16 protein-coding genes are annotated in these 16,678 nt (G+C 73.1%); 2 read left to right on the top strand and 14 right to left on the bottom strand.

Translation table 11 applies throughout. From position 1 onward, the window contains the following. Positions 1-22: 22 nt before the first annotated feature. The 4 genes from ENKNEFLB_RS02350 to ENKNEFLB_RS02335 all read right to left on the bottom strand — a co-directional run bounded on the left by ENKNEFLB_RS02350 (position 23) and on the right by ENKNEFLB_RS02335 (position 9,020). Positions 23-4,492 carry an FtsK/SpoIIIE domain-containing protein gene (locus tag ENKNEFLB_RS02350; RefSeq protein ID WP_214057731.1) on the bottom strand — a complete coding sequence of 1,490 codons (4,470 nt, stop codon included), beginning with the start codon at positions 4,490-4,492 and terminating at the stop codon, positions 23-25. Positions 4,493-4,546: 54 nt separating this feature from the next. Continuing rightward, on the bottom strand, positions 4,547-5,854 hold the full coding sequence (locus tag ENKNEFLB_RS02345) for an ABC transporter substrate-binding protein (protein WP_214057730.1): 1,308 nt from the start codon (positions 5,852-5,854) through the stop codon (positions 4,547-4,549). Between the two features lie 2 nt (positions 5,855-5,856). After that, a complete protein-coding gene (locus ENKNEFLB_RS02340; RefSeq protein ID WP_214057729.1) occupies positions 5,857-8,487 on the bottom strand; it encodes a hypothetical protein in 2,631 nt (876 codons plus the stop codon). A 311-nt stretch (positions 8,488-8,798) separates the two neighbouring features. Beyond that, positions 8,799-9,020 carry a hypothetical protein gene (locus ENKNEFLB_RS02335; RefSeq protein WP_214057728.1) on the bottom strand — a complete coding sequence of 74 codons (222 nt, stop codon included), beginning with the start codon at positions 9,018-9,020 and terminating at the stop codon, positions 8,799-8,801. 176 nt (positions 9,021-9,196) lie between these two features. Here ENKNEFLB_RS02335 and ENKNEFLB_RS02330 point away from each other — a divergent pair, with 176 nt between their 5' ends. Then, a complete protein-coding gene (locus ENKNEFLB_RS02330) occupies positions 9,197-10,477 on the top strand; it encodes an HNH endonuclease signature motif containing protein (RefSeq protein WP_214057727.1) in 1,281 nt (426 codons plus the stop codon). A 164-nt stretch (positions 10,478-10,641) separates the two neighbouring features. Here the strand turns inward: ENKNEFLB_RS02330 and ENKNEFLB_RS02325 are convergent, their stop codons facing one another. The 4 genes from ENKNEFLB_RS02325 to ENKNEFLB_RS02310 are packed head-to-tail and all read right to left on the bottom strand — an operon-like array spanning position 10,642 to position 13,294. Then, positions 10,642-11,175 carry a hypothetical protein gene (locus ENKNEFLB_RS02325; RefSeq protein ID WP_214057726.1) on the bottom strand — a complete coding sequence of 178 codons (534 nt, stop codon included), beginning with the start codon at positions 11,173-11,175 and terminating at the stop codon, positions 10,642-10,644. Continuing rightward, entirely contained in the window at positions 11,168-12,061 is an 894-nt protein-coding gene (locus ENKNEFLB_RS02320; protein WP_214057725.1) for a hypothetical protein, read from the bottom strand. The genes ENKNEFLB_RS02325 and ENKNEFLB_RS02320 overlap by 8 nt, the downstream gene beginning before the upstream one ends. Next, positions 12,058-12,630 carry a hypothetical protein gene (locus ENKNEFLB_RS02315; protein WP_214057724.1) on the bottom strand — a complete coding sequence of 191 codons (573 nt, stop codon included), beginning with the start codon at positions 12,628-12,630 and terminating at the stop codon, positions 12,058-12,060. The genes ENKNEFLB_RS02320 and ENKNEFLB_RS02315 overlap by 4 nt, the downstream gene beginning before the upstream one ends. A gap of 49 nt (positions 12,631-12,679) precedes the next feature. Then, positions 12,680-13,294 carry a hypothetical protein gene (locus ENKNEFLB_RS02310; RefSeq protein WP_214057723.1) on the bottom strand — a complete coding sequence of 205 codons (615 nt, stop codon included), beginning with the start codon at positions 13,292-13,294 and terminating at the stop codon, positions 12,680-12,682. 23 nt (positions 13,295-13,317) lie between these two features. Between ENKNEFLB_RS02310 and ENKNEFLB_RS02305 the strand changes: the two genes are divergently transcribed. Then, on the top strand, positions 13,318-13,932 hold the full coding sequence (locus ENKNEFLB_RS02305; RefSeq protein WP_214057722.1) for a DUF4291 domain-containing protein: 615 nt from the start codon (positions 13,318-13,320) through the stop codon (positions 13,930-13,932). Here the strand turns inward: ENKNEFLB_RS02305 and ENKNEFLB_RS02300 are convergent. The 6 genes from ENKNEFLB_RS02300 to ENKNEFLB_RS02275 are packed head-to-tail and all read right to left on the bottom strand — an operon-like array spanning position 13,901 to position 16,608. Further along, the gene (locus tag ENKNEFLB_RS02300) at positions 13,901-14,452 is read right to left on the bottom strand and encodes an SMI1/KNR4 family protein (RefSeq protein WP_214057721.1); all 552 of its coding nucleotides are present in this window, start codon (positions 14,450-14,452) and stop codon (positions 13,901-13,903) included. The two genes, ENKNEFLB_RS02305 and ENKNEFLB_RS02300, sit on opposite strands and share 32 nt — an antisense overlap. Then, complete coding sequence (locus ENKNEFLB_RS02295) at positions 14,449-14,850, bottom strand: DUF7919 family protein (protein ID WP_214057720.1); 402 nt, start codon at positions 14,848-14,850, stop codon at positions 14,449-14,451. The genes ENKNEFLB_RS02300 and ENKNEFLB_RS02295 overlap by 4 nt, the downstream gene beginning before the upstream one ends. After that, on the bottom strand, positions 14,847-15,338 hold the full coding sequence (locus ENKNEFLB_RS02290) for a hypothetical protein (RefSeq protein ID WP_214057719.1): 492 nt from the start codon (positions 15,336-15,338) through the stop codon (positions 14,847-14,849). The genes ENKNEFLB_RS02295 and ENKNEFLB_RS02290 overlap by 4 nt, the downstream gene beginning before the upstream one ends. Before the next feature lie 33 nt (positions 15,339-15,371). Then, entirely contained in the window at positions 15,372-15,692 is a 321-nt protein-coding gene (locus ENKNEFLB_RS02285; protein ID WP_214057718.1) for a hypothetical protein, read from the bottom strand. Further along, positions 15,689-16,189 (bottom strand): HEAT repeat domain-containing protein, encoded by a 501-nt coding sequence (locus ENKNEFLB_RS02280; RefSeq protein WP_214057717.1) that lies wholly within the window; start codon positions 16,187-16,189, stop codon positions 15,689-15,691. Before ENKNEFLB_RS02280 ends, ENKNEFLB_RS02285 begins: the two co-directional genes overlap by 4 nt. Beyond that, on the bottom strand, positions 16,186-16,608 hold the full coding sequence (locus tag ENKNEFLB_RS02275) for an ankyrin repeat domain-containing protein (RefSeq protein WP_214057716.1): 423 nt from the start codon (positions 16,606-16,608) through the stop codon (positions 16,186-16,188). The genes ENKNEFLB_RS02280 and ENKNEFLB_RS02275 overlap by 4 nt, the downstream gene beginning before the upstream one ends. Between the last annotated feature and the right edge of the window lie 70 nt (positions 16,609-16,678).

The raw sequence follows: 16,678 nt of genomic DNA, 5'->3' as shown, positions 1-16,678 counted from the left end.
CCCACCGACCGACCCGTACCGGTCAGCCGGCGACCGCCGGCTCCCCCGCGGCGGGCGCCGGGGTCGGGGTGGCGGTCTGCACCAGGCCGACCGCCCCGCCGGACACGGCGTAGCCGCGGCCCACGGTGAGCGCGACCGGCGCCTTGCGCGGCAGCGAGGAGACGCCCAGCAGGTCGCCGTCGAAGTCGACGTTCGGCATCAGCAGCACACCGCAGCGCGACTTGCGCACGGTCTTGGACCAGTGGCTGTACATCCCGCGCAGGTCGTCGGAGCGGCCCGCGGCGATCACGGTCAGGCCGGGCAGCTTGGCGTCGAGCAGGCCCGTGATCGCCTGGTCCCGGTCGTCGAGCTGCTCGGCGTCGTCGATGAGCAGGACCAGCTGGCCGCGGTGCACGCGCGCGGTGGCCAGCAGCGCCGCGAGGTCCTCCTCGCCCACGGCCACCTTGTCCAGGCCGGCGTCGCCGAGCGGCGAGCGCCGCCCGCACACGCCCCAGATCGCGACCGGTGTGCCGGCCGCGGTGGCCGCCGTACGGATGGTCTCGGCCATCGCGAGCAGCAGGGTGGACTTGCCGCTGCGCGCGGGGCCGGTGACCATCACGTGCTCGCCCTGCCACAGCTCGAGCGCGGCGACCCCGAGGTCGGCCTCGGCGATCCCGACGGGCAGGAGCCACGGCTCGGTGTCGATCCGCGCGCCGACGCCGAGGTCGGCGACCGAGACGACCTCGGGCAGCCGCCCGATCACGGTGGCCTTGCGCTGCGCGCCCGACCAGGTGCCGCGCACGGCCTCGACGGCGGCCGCCAGGCCCCCGGCCGGGGTGGCCACGTGGGTCTGGAGCTTGGTCTCGGCCAGCACGCAGCGGCCGGGGACCGGCGGCGGCGCGAGCTTGGCCGGCACCCCCGCGGTCGAGTAGTCGTAGGCGTCGGCGAGGCGGAAGAGCCACTTCTGCGTGGTGACCTCGTCGATCGCCGGCGGCACCGCCTTGACCCGCGCGGTGCTGGCCACGAAGTGCATGCCGAGGTCGGGGCCGTCGGTCCAGGCGCGGTAGAGGCCCTCGAGGAGCCGGATGCCCTCGTAGTCGTCGTACTCGTCACGCAGGGTGGCCAGGCCGTCGATGAGCACGACCAGGCGACGGTACGGCCCGCTCGACGCGCGCCGGCGGTCCAGCTCGGCCCGGACGTACTTCAGCAGGCGCACCTGCTCCTCGCGGGCGGCGGCGCCGGAGCCGACGTACCCCACGAGGTGGGGCAGGTCGCGGAGCGGGGCGAGGTCGCGGCTCCCGAGGTCCATCACCAGCAGGTCGACGTCCTCGGGCGAGGTGGCGGCGCAGACGGTCAGGCCGATCGTCGCGAGCGCGGTGCTGGTGCCGCTGCCCGGGATGCCCATCATCAGCGCGTTGCCGTTGCCGAGGTCCCACGCGGCGGGGATCTGGCGCTGGCGGTCGGGCTCGTCCGAGATCGCGAACAGCACCCGCCCGCCCTCGACGGAGCCGACCACCGGCAGCGGCGCCGGGCCGTGCGGGTCCGGCTCGGCGAGCGCCGGGGCGTACGGCCCGGCGAGCTCCACGCGCTCGCCCAGCGCCTCGGGCCACACCGGGCGCGGCGGGGCGTACCCCATCTCGTCGTTGGCCTCCACGATCGCGTCGATCAGCAGGTCCAGGTCGGTCGGGGCGTCCTTGTCGTCGACCTCGACCTGCTCGGGGGTGATGGTGACCCCGAAGCCGAGCGGGTGCGCCTCGACGACCGTGGACGACTCGGCCTGGGCGCGGCCCGTGACGAGCGCCGTCTGGACCGGGGTGATGTCGTCCTGGCCGAGCTTCACGAACGCGCGACCCATCTGGGTGCGTCCGATGGCGGAGGCGGTGGGCACCCCGATCACGTTGCTGGAGTCGTCGCGGCTCTGCACGCGCAGCGCCACGCGCAGGTTGGTGTTGGCCAGGATGTCGTCGTTCACGACGCCGGCGGGGCGCTGGGTGGCCAGGATCATGTGCACCCCGAGCGTACGACCGACGGCACCGACGCTGACCAGGGAGGACAGCACGTCGGGGTACTCCTTGGCCAGCATCGCGAACTCGTCGACGACCAGCAGCAGCCGCGGCATCGGCTCGGCGGGGTTGGTGGCCAGGTAGGCGTCGAGGTTGTCCACGCCCTCCCCCGCGGCCGCGAACATCTCCTGGCGGTAGCGCATCTCAGCCTCGAGGGCCCGGATCGCGCGGTCGGCGAGCTGGGCGTCGAGGTTGCTGACCGTGCCGATCGTGTGGGGCAGCCGCTCGCAGGCCGCGAACGCCGCGCCGCCCTTGAAGTCGATCAGGATGAAGGTGAGCCGGGTCGGGTCGGTCCGCGCCGCCAGCCCCGCGACCAGGGAGCGCAGGAACTCGCTCTTCCCTGAGCCGGTGGTCCCGCCGACCAGGCCGTGCGGCCCGTCGCGGACGAGGTCGAGCTCGAAGCCCCCGGTCTCGCCGACGCCGATCGGCGCCTTGATCCGGGTCGAGGTGCGCCAGCTCTCCCGGATCGCCTCGCGGCTGATCTCCTCGATGCCCAGCAGCGGGGGCAGGCGCACCATCGAGGGCAGCGCCGCGCCCGGCACGACCAGCTCGGGGTCGTCGAAGCGGGCCAGGTCGAGCGCGCAGCGACGTGCCGTGGGCAGGTCGAGGCCGGCCAGGACGACGTCGTCGACGGTGGTGAGGTCGTCGGGGCGGGTGGCGGTGCCGAGGGCGTCGGGCTGCACCTCGAGCACGACCGTGCACGACGACGGCAGCTGCTCGTGGGAGGACGCCACGACGATCCCGGCGACGTGGACCTCGCGCTGGTTGGGGTTGATCGGGCTGGTCGAGCTGATCCGGCGCCCGTGGCCGAGCAGCGTGCGGGCGGGGGCGTTGCGGCCCTCCAGGAGCACGTCGGAGTCGAGGACGAGCAGGACGGCCGGCGTGGGCTGCCGGTCGACGTTGTCGCGCAGGCCGCGCAGCATGGCCTCGCTGCGGCTGCGGTCGTCGGAGAGCCAGTGCCCGCCGGCGGAGTCGCCGAGCCGGCGGCTGTGCGGGAGCCACTGCGTCCAGGACCAGTCGGCGTCGCGGCCCCGGTCGCAGAAGACGCCGATCGTCAGGTCGGCGGGGCCGACGTGCACCGCGGCCTGGGCGACCAGGCTGCGGGCGACGGCGAGCGCGCCCTCGCGGTCGCCGACGATGCCGACCACGCCGGCGTTGCCGAGGTCGACCTCGACGGGTGCGGAGCCGAGGATGCTGGCCCGGATGGTCTTCTTGGCGGCGTCGTGGAGTCGCTTGCCGTTGGAGGAGTCGTCGATGGGCGGGGCCCACCCGACGTCACCCACGCCGGCGTTGAGCTTGAGGAAGTCGTCGGCCGAGAACCGGCGCTGCCACATCAGGGTCGAGGGCAGCGCGGCCCGCCGGATCGTCGTGGCCGGGTCGGGCAGCTCGGCCCGGCGGCGGGCCCGCTCCGCGGCGGCCGCCTCGGCGATGTCGGACGCGAAGGTCTCCAGCGCCTCGGCGAAGCGCGTCTCCTCCTCCTCGATCTCCTTCGTACGGCGCCGCTTCTGCTCGTAGTAGGTGCCGATCCCGAGGATCGGGCTCAGGCCGGCGATCAGGGCGAACTTGGCGTTGCCCAGGACGAAGACCATGGCGACGGCCAGCACGAGCGGCCCGATCACGGTGGCCAGCGGGAAGCGGCTCGGGGGCGGGTCGTCCTTCTTCACCGGCGGGGTGATCTCCTCCGGTGCCGGCGGGCGGCCCGGACGGGGCGGGCGGTTGAACGGCGCGGTGCCCGAGGGGGTGACGTTGTTCAGCGAGCCGGGCGCGGGGGCCAGTGGCTCCGCGGGCTTGCGGCGCAGCGTGATGGCGGCGCCACCGACGAGCACCACGGCCTCCTCGGTGACCAGGACCCCGTCGACGATCGGCTCCGGCTCCTCGGTCTCCTCGTCCTTGCGGCGCAGGCCGGAGACCTTGGCGGCCACCCCGGTCTTCTCGGCCTTCGCCGCCTCCTCCGCCTCCGCGGCGGCCGCGGCCTCGAGCTCGGCGAGGGTCGCGACGCGCTCGCCCTCGACGACGGTGCCGTTGGTGGAGCCGACGTCGCGCACGCGGACGCCGTCCTCCTCCAGGGTCAGGCTGGCGTGGTTCCACGAGGTGCTCGGGGAGTCCACGGTGATGTCGGCCAGCGGCGCCCGGCCGATGGTCAGCGCACGCTGGCGCGGGAGGGGCACCACGCGGCCGGCGTCGAGGCCGCCGGAGACCGTCGCGGTCCAGGAGGTGACCGGCGTGGTCCGCGACAGCGGGTCCCGACCGACGCGGGAGCCCTCGAGCAGGGTCACGTCGGCGAGCCGGTCGCTCGCGGCGTGCTTCCGCTCGTCGACCCACACCTCGTCGGCCGCGGCGAGCAGCTGGCCGCAGACCTGCTCGACGAGGTCGGCGAGGGTCGCCGTGCCGGCGGCCTGCGCCAGCTCCACGTCGTGGGGGGTTCCGTCGACGTCGATGGTCACGCGCACGGGCGGTCTCCTTGGGGTCGGTCGGCACGCCGGGCGGACCGGCGTACGACGGGGTCAGCCGCGCGGCACCGCGAACCAGAACAGGCGGGGTGCCGGGGCGGAGCCGGACACCGGGCGGACGCCCGGGTCCTGGGAGGTGGCCTGGAGGGCGACCACCTGGTCGGCGGGCAGCGCGCGCGAGGAGCTGAAGTCGAGACCGGAGCCGGTCAGGCCGTCGGCCCGGTCCAGCTGCAGGTCGCCGAGCGCGTCGGCGACCGCGGCGGGCTCGGTGCTGCCGGCCTCCGCCGCGGCGCGCGCGAGGGCGACGACCGCGTCGTGGCTGCGGGTGTCGGCGCTGCCGGCGATGGTGGAGAACGGCTCACCGTCGAAGAAGTCCTCGACGGCCGGGTCGGCGGCCGCGGCGCGCACGGCGGCGAAGTACGCCGAGAGCGACTCCCCGGTGGCACCGGGCTCGAGGGCGGCGACGTCGCCGGTGTCCTCGCCGACGGTGACCATCTCGGAGGCCAGGCTGCCGTCGGCCTCGACGAGGTCCGTCGCCAGCACCGGGCTCAGCGCGTCCGGGGTGAGGAAGACGGGCAGGGACACCGCGGAGCCCTGGAGCGCGCGGACCATGACGGCCTGGCGCGAGGCCGGGCCGGTGACGACGACGGAGTCGACCTCGGCGTCGTCGGCCAGCCGGGCGATCTCGGTGGCGAGCCGGTCCGCGGCGCTGACCGGCGCGCCCACGGCGAGGGCGCGCTGCGCGGCCGGGGCCAGCGTGGGCAGCTCGCCACCGCCGGCGTCGACCAGCACGGGCTTGGAGACGCCGGCCGCATCGATCGCGCCGGTGAGCTCGTCGGCGATGGCCGTCTGGGCCGGACCGGTGAGCCACACGGGCGCACCGTCGGGCAGCGCCGGGCTGGGCGCGTACGGCAGCAGCACCGGGACCCCGGTCTCGGCCGCGGCGTCGACCGCGCCGGCGACGTGCGGACCGGAGGAGGCGACGACGACCCCGGCCACGCCCTGCTCGGCGAGGTCCTGGACCGCCTGCTCGGCGCCCTCGACCGTGCCGCGGTCGTCGACCGCGACGACGTCGACGGGGGTGCCGCCGAGGCCCAGGCGGTACGCCGCCACCTCGGCGCCCTCGGCCGCCTCGTTCCACTGGGCCCCGGAGTCGTCGGGCGAGGACAGGCTGACCACGACCCCGATCGACGCGCCCTCAGGCAGGCCCTCGGCCTCCAGCGGCACCGCCGCCGGCGTGGCCGGGGCCGCGGTGGACTCGGCGGCATCCTCCGGCTCGGCGTCGTCCCCCGAGCAGGAGGTGACGGCCAACGCCAGCAGCGCGGCTGCGGGCAGGGCTGCCCACCGTTGCGACGACCGCACGCTCACTGCCCGGCGGCCAGGTGGAACGAGTAGACCGTGCGGCGCTCGACGCCCTCGGGCACGTCCACCTGGAAGGCCTGCAGCTGGGCCTGACGCTTGAAGGCAGCCTCGGCCTGCGCCTGACGCAGCATCAGCCCGCCGATGTCCTGCCCGCGCGCGTTGGCGTAGGAGGACGCGGTCCGGGTGGCCAGCGCGAGCTGGAAGTCGGCGGCCCGGGCGTCGCCCGCGTTCGCGCCGAGCGTGCCGAGCAGCCCGGCCCCCTCGACCTCGGGGTCACCGAGGTCGAGCAGCACTTTGGTCAGGTCGGCGGTGAGCAGCTTGCCGGCCGCGTCGGTGTCCCGGGTCGAGGCCGACACGGTGTCGGCGATGACGTCGAGACCCTGGCGGACGTTCGACTCGATCGCGGACGTCGCCTCCTTCGAGGTCTTGTCCAGGCCGGCCTTCTGCTCGTTGATGGTCGCCTTGCCGTCCTTGACGATGTCGTCGGCCGCAGCGTTCATGCCTGCCTGGGAGTTCTCGAACACCTCGCCAACCGAGTCACGCACCTCGTCGGCCTTGCGGCCCACCTGTCGGATGGCCGGATCGATCGCCGACGCACCCAGACCCTCGGCGCTGACGGCCGCAGCTTCAATGCCGGCTTCGATCTGGTCCTTTGCCTTCTGCTCACTGGTGCGAAGAGCAGTCGCCGCCGCCTTCACCTCGTCACGCGTCGACGTGAGACCACCCTCCGACTTCAGGAGGTCGTCGAGCTTGTCCTTCAGCGTCTTCTTGGCCGGATCCGTCTGGCCCGACGCCTCGTTAGCCGTCTCCAGCACCAGAATGGCGTCGTTCAAGGCCCGTAGGTTTGACTTGTACAAGTTCATCGCCTTCCCGAAGTCGGACTGAGAGCCGTCCGAGGTGTCGGTGGCGTCGATGACTGACTGCCAGCCCGGGAAGGTTGCCGGGTTTTCTTCGGTCACTTCCGCGCACGGCACTAAGGTCAACTTCGACCGGAGCGACTCCACGGTGGCCCGAGTGAGCTGACCGGGCTGGACGGCGGCCTCGTCCGGAGCGATCAGGCCGCAAAGAGCTGCCGCGAGGTCGCGGTTCTGGCTCAGGTTGGTGTCCGCGGTACTCCGTACCGCTGTGATCGCAGTTGTGAAGGCCTGACCCTGAGCCGCGAATGCGTTGCGAGCCTTGATGAGATCGCCCAGCTCCAGCACTTCATCCTCGGGCAGGCTGCCGCGGATTTCAGTGAGCGCCGAGATGGTCCGATCAACCTGATTCTCGAGTCCGAGCGTTGCGTCGAGCGCGTCGCTGATACCGGTGGTGTCGACCGTGTTCTGCACCGACTCGGTGGTCTCACGAATCTTGTCAGCGACGCCGCGGAAGTCGTCCTTGGCGCGGAAGAGCGAGCAAGTCACCGACTCCGTGAAGGGGTTCGCGGAGTTGGGCGAGGGAGGGACGCAGATCGCCGGGCTCGGGACGTCCGGGCCGATCGAGACCAGGATCTGCTGGCCCAACTGCTCCTTGCAGGCTTCGCTCGCTGCCGCATAGCCCTTAAGAGTGCCAGCCACGCGACGCAGGCTGTCGTAGACGCTGCCAGCACCGGCGCCCGTTCGGACGCTGGCCCCGCATCCGCCGCCGGAGGCGGGCGCCGCCGGCACCGCACCACTCGTGTCGCCGAGCAGTGAGTCAACAGAGTTGACGGTGCTCTCGAGCTGGGCGAGTGAGGATGAGCCGGTCGAGTCGAGGGCCGAGGAGATGCCGTCGCCGAGGCCGGTGACGGTGCCGTCGAGGGCTTCCATCGAGGCGGCGATCCCGGTGATGCTGGTCTCGAGGTCGCCCACGGTCTTCTGGCCGAGGGTCTCGGTGGTGGAGTTCAGGCTGTCGCGCACGGCGGAGATGGAGTCGCCGGCCTCAGCCAGCACCTCGTTCACCTCGCCGACGACCTCGACGGTGCGCGCCTGCAGGGCGAGCTCCTCGGAGGCAGCGGGGTTGAAGGCGTTCTCGACCAGCGCGCCCACCGACGGGTCGGTGACCAGGCCGGGCTGGACGCTCAGGTCGAAGGCCGGGGCGCTGAAGTCCTTGGCGTCGACGACCAGGCTCAGCGTCGCGCTGGAGCTCAGCTGCGGCGGGGCCAGGATCGTGGCCCACTGGACCTGGGTGGCACCGTCGGCGCCCTGGCTGAGCACGCCGTTGGTCACGTTGTCCTGGCCGGCGGACTGCGTGACGACCCGAGCGGGATCGGTGCTGCCGAGGTCGGCGCCGGCGACGATCGTCAGTGGCGCACCGACCAGGGCCGGGCGGGTGCGTGATCCGCCGGGGACGTCGTAGGTGATGTCCTGCGCCTCGACCGTCAGGTTCTGGACCGTGAGGTCGATCTGCACCTCACCGTCGTACCCCTCGAGGTCGGCGAGGTCCGAACCAGTGCCGTCGGCGGTGCGGTAGGAGGTGAGGACGCGGACCGGCAGGTCGCTGACCACGTCGTCGGGCGAGTACGCCTGGGTGGTGCTGTCGGCGCTCTCACCGTCGGCCGAAGCGGTGACCGTCGTGCCCTCGACGGCGGTGAGCGTGCCGTCGGGACCCATGGCGATCTCGACCGACTGCAGCACGCGGTCGCCCGGGGAGACGGGGAGCTCGGAGTCGGCCACCGTGACCAGGCCCGGCGTCGACGCCGAGCCCACCAGCGAGGCGACCGCCACGGCGGCGACGAGGCCGACCAGTGGCTTGCGAGCGCGCAGCGTCGCTGCGCGCGCGGACGGACGGTTGTGGAACATGTGTGACCCCATCTAGCTGATCGCGGATGCCGAGACACCCCATGGCGAGCCCCGCAGCGGCCACAGCATAAGGCCTGGGTACAGCGACCCGTACCCGAACGACGGTGGTCCCGTCCAACCGGCTAGACCACGCAGTCGTCGCAGGTCAGAAGCTTGTCAACGGTTCAACAAGGTCGTTGTCCGGGCTAGCCGCGAGCCTTCTTCTCCTGCCGCTCCGCCCGCTTGCGAAGCCCGATCTGCTGGAAGCCGATCAGGACCGGCAGCATCGAGATGACCCCGACGATCGACGGCACCACAGCAGCGAACGCGAGGCCCAGCCCGATCACCGCGATGGTGCCAGTGACGACCAGGTAGGTGACGCTCGGGAAGTCGGACGCCTGGGACAGAGGGGTTTCCGGAGCATTCACGGGCGTCATGATGCGGCACCGCGGACGGGCGCGGGGCGGATTACCTCGTCATCAAGCGGTCACCTCGATCTTGTTACCGAACGTTTGATCGAATGTGCCCGTCCTGGTTGAGGATAACCGCCTCTGACCTGTGGAAACACCCCAGGACTGTCGGTGGCGAGTGCTTGGATTGATTCATGGCCACCGACAAGGACACCACCACCGGGCACCCCGTGCCGGCCGGTGTCCGCGCGGTGTCCGCAGCTGTAGTCGCGTTGGTGGAGCGGCCGCTGTTCGCGTTGGACGCCGCCACCACGAGGGACACGATCCTGGCCCTGGCCGAGCTGAAGTCCCGCCTGGCCTCCTACGAGTACGCCGTCCTCGCCCACGCCGAGGAGGTCCAGGTCGGCGCCGACACCGGCTGCACCTCCACCGGCGTCTGGGCCGCCAACGCCACCCGGTCGCAGAAGAACGTGTCCGCCGCCCAGGTCAGGTTGGCGACCGCGTTGGAGACCCGGTGGCACCGTGTGCGGGACGCGCTCGCCGCCGGGTCCATGAACGCGGAGCAGGTCCGGGTCGTGGTCAACGCGTTGGAGGACCTCCCCGACGACCTCGACGCGGGGTTGGTGACACGAGCCGAGGAGGCGTTGGTCGGGTACGCGGTGGAGTTCGCTCCCCAGGAGCTGAGGCAGCTGGGGGCGCACATCCTGACCCTGGTCGCACCCGAGGTCGGTGAGGAGATCGACCGCAAACGTCTCGAAGCCGCTGAGGCGAAGGCGGCGCAGAAGCGGCGGTTCAGCCTGTCGTTCGACGGCCACGGCACCGCGCATGGCCGGTTCACCATCCCCGAGGTCCAAGCCAAGATGCTGCAGAAGCTCCTCTACGGCTTCGCTGCCCCCGGCCACGTCAACTGCACCCCCGCCAGCGACGACCCCGAGGGTGGGAAGCGGGAATGGACCAAGGGCCGGCCGTCACCGCAGAAGCTGGGTGAGGCGTTCTGCGAGCTCATCGAGAACTACCCCCGCAACAACGCCCCGAAGCTCGGACGCACCGACGGCACCTTCATCACGACCACCACCTTCGACCTCCTCACCACCGCACTCGGGACCGCGACGCTCGACGACGGGACCCCGATGACCGCGGCCCAGGCGATGCGCCTGGCCTGCGAGGCCCGGATCATCCCCGTCGTCCTGGGCGGCAACGGCGAGGTCCTGCACCAGGGCCGGGCCCGACGCCGGTTCACCGCCGCCCAGACCTACGCCCTGCACGCCCGCGACAAGTCGTGCACCGCCAAAGGGTGCGACTGGCCACCGGGTCTGTGTCACGCCCACCACGACAAGAAGTTCTCCGAAGGCGGCCTGACCGACATCGAGGACGGGCGGCTTTTGTGCCCCCACCACCACGCCCGGGCCCACGACCCCGCCTACGAGATGAAGGTCCACGCCGACAACAAGGTCACCTTCCACCGCCGGACCTAGGCCGACCCGTTCGGCGGGCGAGCTCTCGCTTTGCTCGCTCCTCGACCACCGGGGCTGACGCACGCCCTCGACCACCCGGGCTGACGCACGCCCTCGACGACCGGACGCTGCGCTCGCCCTCGACCACCGGGGCTGCGCGCGCCGCCTTGGCGCGCCCTGACGGATCAGCGGTCCTTGCGGTGGCGCTCCAACCGGGCGAGCAGGTCGTCGGCGTCGAACTCCGCCGGCACCCGGCGGTAGCGGAACGTCCGCCCCTCCCCCACCTCGTCGTACAGCGACGAGCCGACCGGGCGCTGCAGCAGCCAATTCCGGCAGGATTCGCCGCGCTCCCCGGCCCGCGCGCACCCCGCCCGCACCACGGCGGCGAAGTCCAGGCAGGCCCGGTCGCAGGCTCGCGGGAGCAGGTCGGCGACGACGATCACGTCCCGCCGGTCCAGGGGTCCGTCCTGCAGCAACGCCAGGGCGAAGGCGGCCTGCTCGGCGAGCCGGAGGCTGCCGTCCCGGGCGACGAGCGAGGAGGCGTGCTCCACGAACCCGAGCAGCGGCCAGGAGTGGCCGTCGTCGAGCCCGTCCGCTGCCGCCGACCACTGCCCGGGTTCCTGGGACATCGAGTCGGCGATGCGTAGCACCCATGACGCCGGTACGTCGTGGTCGCGCTCGTCGGTCGGCAGCGCCAGCAGGCCGAGCACGTCACTCATCGGGACCCGCTCCCGGCGAGACCCGCGGACGCAGCGCCTGGATCTCGGCGACCGACGGGCGGTACTCCCGACGGCTCCTCATCCGCAGGTCCTCGAGGACGGGCAGGTCCGCCAGGACGGACAGGTCGCCGTCGAGGACCCGCGTCGTCCCGTAGAGCCTGAGGTGCCGCAGCCGTGCCAGGTCACGCAGGGGTCGCAGCGACGCGACGTCGCCGCAGTCGCTGGCGTTGAACCGGGTCAGAGCACGGCAGTCCGCCACCGCGTCCAGGGCACCCACCCCGCGGCACGCCTCCAGCTCGAGCTCCTCTAACCGGCCGAGGGTGCGCAGGTCGTCAATGTCGGTGAGCGCGGCCGCGCCGACGACGGCGAGCCGGCGGAGAGCGGGCAGCGCGGACGCACCGCGCAGCGACTCCAGCCGCGGACGGTCCTTCAGGTCGACCTGAACCAACCCCGGGGCGGCGCCCAGCGGAATGAGGTCCGCCGCGGTGTAGCCACGCAGTGCGGCGCGCAGGAGGCCCGAGGCCGAGGCCGAGGCCCACGAACCTCGGACCTGGCTCCATTCGGCCGCCAGCTCGAGGAGCCCCGGCAGCCGTCCCAGGTCGAGGACCGCCGAGGGGTGCGTGGTCACTGACAACTTGCTCAGGTTCGCCCCGAGGGCCTCGACCGGCTTCAGGCTCCGGACCCGTCGGTCGAGCACCACCAGCTCGCGGACCGGCAGCCCCTCGAGGAACCCGAGGTCCGGCTCGTCGGCGCCGAGCGCGTGGTTGACGACGAGTCGCTGCGCACGCCCGGAGGTGAACGGCTCCGCTGCCGCGGGGGTCCACCGACCCTGGAGCACGACCTCGACCACGCCACCGAGCTCGCCCTCGCTGAATCCGCTCGTCACGAGCCGGCACCCCCGCCGACCGGTCCGTCCGCGCCACGTTCGCGTACCGCCTGCTCGTGGAGCCGCCGGCGCAGGTCGTCCAGAGCGGGCTGCTCGGTGCGTACCCCGGACGCGTCCTGGAGGACGAGGTCGTCGAGCCCACCCATGCCGCGGTAGAGGCCGATCACCGTGACCAGCAGCTGACGCCGCTCGTCGGCCGGACGGGGCGTGGCGGCCTCCTCGGCGAGCGAGCCCAGCAGTGCTGCCCAGCGCGGCTCGCCCGTGCGGTAGAGCAACGACGAGAGGGCGCGGAGCGTCTCGGCGACCCCGTCGGGTGCGTCTGCGGTCGTCCCCCGCAGCGAGCGCCAGACCTCGTCGCGCAGGCCCATCTCCTCGCACAGAGAGCGGACCAGCCGCACCGTCTCCTCCTCGACCGTCGCGCCGTGCTCGACGAGCTGGGTGGCCACCAGCTCGACGGCGACGCCGGCCTCGTTCGCGTCGAGGAGGTCCCAGGCGTTGTCGACGTCGCGGCGGGTCAGCTGGTCCTCGACCAGGACCACCAGGCCACGAGCCCGCCCCAGGACGTCCACGTCGTCATGATGACAGTCGCCGGCCCGCCCCCGCCTCGACCGGCCCCGGTCACTCGAAGCGGTTCGCCGCGGCGTCCGCCGCTGTCCGGTAGAGCTCCCCCCAGCCGACCACGGTGAGGTCCGCGGCGCTCACCGGGTCCTGCGGCGGTTCCCGACCCTCGGCCGCCACCGCGACGTGGACGAAGCAGGGGAACTCCGCGACCGGGTCGACCGAGGCGCCCCGGTGACGGGCGGCGAGGACGACCACCCCGACGTCCTCGCGCTCGCCGAGCTCCTGCCCCGGGAGCGGCGGCTGCAGGCGGACCAGCAGGGCCGGCTTGCCGTTGTCGAAGGCCAGCACCCGCAGGACGTGACACTGGCGCACCTGCGCGAGCCGGGTGCTCTCGAGGGAGCTGAGGTAGTAGGTGGTCCGAGATTCACCGACCTCCCGAGCGGCGGGGAAGACCCGGGCCAGGCGTGTCAGCAGGTCCTCGGCGGCCTCCTCGAGCGTGGGGTGGCGGCGCTCCGCGGTACGTCCGCCGCGCTCGGCGTAGTAGACGCTCCACCGGCTGCCCTCGTCGCACAGGACCCACGCCTCGTTCGCCGCCGCACCGTGGCCGAGGACGACGGCGTCAGAGGGCACGTCCAGCCGGGTCACCCGGGCACGCACCTCGTCGAGCGTCATCGTCCTGCCTCCATGATGGTCCCGTGTCTCCGTCGACCCCGCCGCTGCGCCAGGTCCGCGCCGCCTACGACGACCAGACCATCACCGTCTACCAGGCCTACCCCGACCGGGTCGCCGACGCCGCCCTCGAGGCCGGGCGCTTCGTGCCGCCCTTCAAGCGCGAGCGGATGACCTGGGTCAAGCCGTCGTTCCTCTGGATGATGTACCGCTGCGGCTGGGCGACCAAGCCCGACCAGGAGCGCGTCCTGGCCGTCCGGATCACCCGCGCGGGCTTCGAGGAGGCACTCGCGTCGTCCTGCCTCAGCCACCTCGACGCGGAGATCCACCCCGACCGCGACACCTGGGCCCGGCTCAAGGAAGCCAGCCCCGTGCGCGTGCAGTGGGACCCCGAACGCTCCACGACCCTCGACCCGCTCCCGTGGCGCTCGATCCAGGTGGGCCTCGGTGGCCGCACGGTCGCGGCCTACGTCGACGAGTGGATGGTCGACCTGACCGACCTCACCGCCGAGGTGCACGCCATGCGCGAGGACCCCGCGCTGCGCCGCACCCGACCCGGCCTCGAACGGCCCTACCCGCTGCCCGAGGCCGTGGGCCCGCGGATCGGCCTCAGCCGGCCCCTCCCGCAGCACGAACAGTGAACCGGGGCTGCGCGGACGGCACGTCCGACGGGAAGGCGCGTACTCGCTCCCGGCCCGAGAGAACCGCGACGAGGAAACCCGTCGCGGTCAGGTCGAACGGCTCCCACGCCGGCCCGCGGGCCTCGTTCACCACGACTCCCCACCGCTCCGGGTCGTGACGCGGGGAGCACCGCCAGAAGCAGACGTCGCCGTTGTCGGTCACCGCCCACGGGAGCAGCTCGCCGCCGTCGACGTCGTACGGCACCACCTCGCCGCCCGCGGCCAGCGACCGCAGCGCCTCGAGCCTGACGCGTGCCTGCTCCACCAGGTCGAGGTGCCGCTCCTCGGCGCCGGGCGCGAGCAGCCACAGGAAGTCGTCGAACGCGCCCGGCCCGTAGGTGTCGAGCAGCGCGCGGTGATCGTCGGGGAGGGTGACACCGAGGGAGGCCTCGGCAGCGAGCCGTGCGGCCGGGATGGCGTACGCCCCGGGCACCGGCGGCGGCGGGACCAGCGCGACGAGCTGCTGGAGGCCGGGGGTCACCGCGCTGTGCCGTAGGTCTCGACCAGCGGCGCCGGCGGCAGGTAGCCGTGCGCCGTCACGTAGTGCAGCACCAGGTTCGGCGCCTGCCAGGTCCGACCACTTCTGTCACGGACCTCGATCGCGGCGCTCCCGAGCCACAGCTCCGACCCGTCCGTGGTCTGGTGGCGTGTCAGCCAGAACTCGGCATCCGGGCAGAACGGGCATCGGTGGAAGCCGCGCGTGCGCCCGACCGGCGACCGGGCCGCGTCCTCCAGCACGCGCAGGAGGGAGTCGGGACAATGACGGGGAGGCCCGAGATCACCGGGTCCGAGCCAGCCGAAGGCCAGGGCCCCCACAGCCGGTCCACCCACGACGGCGCCACCCTCGGGGACCTCGGTCCCGTCCTCGTAGACGGTCATCCGGAGCTCTCGTCCTCGGTGACGTCGACCGCGCCGGCCGCCTCGAGCGCCCACGCCAGCGCGCCCAGGGCGACCGGCCACCCCGGCACCTCCACCCGGACCCGGACCAGATCGGGCGTGACGACCTCGGCGTCCCACCACCGCCATGGGCGGTCCGACGGGTCGAACCAGGACAGCCAGCTGCGCGCCGTCCAGCGTCGCTCGTCCGGTGACCGCGCACCCTCGGGGGCGCAGGCCTGCCGGAACCACGGCGGGAGGTGGCGGTCGGCGTCGGGCGCAGCGTGCTCCTCCGCCGGCAGCAGGACCGCGGCGAGGACCACGTCGTTCACGCGTCGCAGGACCGCCCACGCCTCGTCCTGGGCACCGTCGGCGGGTGGTGGCACCCGCGCCCGGACGGTGACCAGCCCCGCACCGCCCGGGCTGCCACCTGCGGCCGGGTCGCCCCGCAGCCGCATCAGCTCGGACCCGGCAGCCGCTACGTCGGTCATGCCCCGGAGCGTAGGAGACCCCACCGCGCCGGACTACCGCCCGCGCCCCCACCAGGGCCCGAAGATCGCAACCCGCAGCGCCTCCTGGTAGCCCGCGGCGGCCCTCCTGATCGCGCCGGCCTCCGCACGCGCGTGGTCGGCCTCGTCGTGCATCGCGTAGAAGACGAACCACAGCTTGCCGGCGAAGGCCGTCGGGATGGTCTCGGCGACCGCGCCGCTGTCGCCGATCTCCTGGACCAGCTCCTCGAGCTCGGTCAGCGCCTGACCGTCCAACGACTTGTCGCCCCGTAGGGGCATCAGGACCCGCGTGGTCAGCTCGTCCAGACGGCCCTCGAAACCGCTGAGGTCGGTCACGAGCCCACTCCCCCCGCGTCGGTGCGGCGGTCGAGCACCCGTCGCACACGGGGACGCAGGGCGTGGTCCTCGTGGTCCAGCAGAGCCTCTAGGGCCACGCGTGCCTCGTCGCCGGGGATCCGCCCCAACGAGTGGATCGCCTTGACGGCCAGCTGGCGGGACTCGTCGTAGTCCAGGTAGTCGGGCACCCACCGGGTCGCTCCGACCAGGGCGGGGACCGCGTCCACGCACCCCACCCGGCCCAGCATGAAGGCGACGTCCTCGTGCCGCGTGTGCCAGTCCTGGCCGAGCAGATCTACGAGCGGGTCGCACCAGCGGTGGTCGTACCCGAAGGCGTCCCCCAGCTTCAGGGAGGCCTCCACCGTCGCCGGGTCCTGCGCGGACCGCGCGCCGGCCAGCTCGTCCCACGCCCACGACGACACGTCCCCGACGCCCAGCGCGTCCGCGAGGTCGTGCCGGTCGAGGGTGAAGACGAGGTGCTGCTGGTCCGGGCTCATCCGGACAGCCGGACACCCATGAGGTCGGCCAGGTCCTGCCGCTCCATCAGGCGGACCATCGTGGCCGTGCTGGAGCCGTGGGCGTTCGGCGACTCGGGGTCGGCCCCGTGCGCCATCAGCTCGCTGATGATCAGCTCCAGGTCCTGGGGCGCCTGCATCGCGGACCTCAGCGGGTCGTTGCCCAGGGCGTTCTGCGCCCTCGGGTCCGCGCCGGCCGCCAGCAGCACCCGGACACCCTCGAGGTTCCCCTGCTGGGCCGCGAAGTGCAGCGGGGTGAACCCCCGCCCGTCCACGACGCGCACGTCGGCGCCCTCGTCGAGCAGGCGTCGCACCCTCACGTTGTCGACGTCGACGGCGGCGTAGTGCAGTGCGCTGCGGCCCATCGCGTCCCTGCGAGCGGGTCCGGAAGACGAGGTCATCCCGCCATCCTCACCCATGAGTCGCTCCGGCAGCGGCTTGAGCACAAGAGCGCCTCCCCGCCGGACCGCG

The sequence above is a fragment of the Nocardioides aquaticus genome, assembly GCF_018459925.1.
Lineage (GTDB): Bacteria > Actinomycetota > Actinomycetes > Propionibacteriales > Nocardioidaceae > Nocardioides > Nocardioides aquaticus.
The sequence above is the reverse complement of the archived record's forward strand: the minus strand, read 5'-3'. Positions and strand labels throughout refer to the sequence as shown.

Coding starts and splice junctions, on each gene's coding strand:
- ENKNEFLB_RS02330 (WP_214057727.1), top strand. CDS start 9,197: ATGGCCACCGACAAGGACACCACCACCGGGCACCCCGTGCCGGCCGGT.
- ENKNEFLB_RS02325 (WP_214057726.1), bottom strand. CDS start 11,175: ATGAGTGACGTGCTCGGCCTGCTGGCGCTGCCGACCGACGAGCGCGAC.
- ENKNEFLB_RS02310 (WP_214057723.1), bottom strand. CDS start 13,294: ATGACGCTCGACGAGGTGCGTGCCCGGGTGACCCGGCTGGACGTGCCC.
- ENKNEFLB_RS02295 (WP_214057720.1), bottom strand. CDS start 14,850: ATGACCGTCTACGAGGACGGGACCGAGGTCCCCGAGGGTGGCGCCGTC.
- ENKNEFLB_RS02290 (WP_214057719.1), bottom strand. CDS start 15,338: ATGACCGACGTAGCGGCTGCCGGGTCCGAGCTGATGCGGCTGCGGGGC.
- ENKNEFLB_RS02280 (WP_214057717.1), bottom strand. CDS start 16,189: ATGAGCCCGGACCAGCAGCACCTCGTCTTCACCCTCGACCGGCACGAC.
- ENKNEFLB_RS02275 (WP_214057716.1), bottom strand. CDS start 16,608: ATGACCTCGTCTTCCGGACCCGCTCGCAGGGACGCGATGGGCCGCAGC.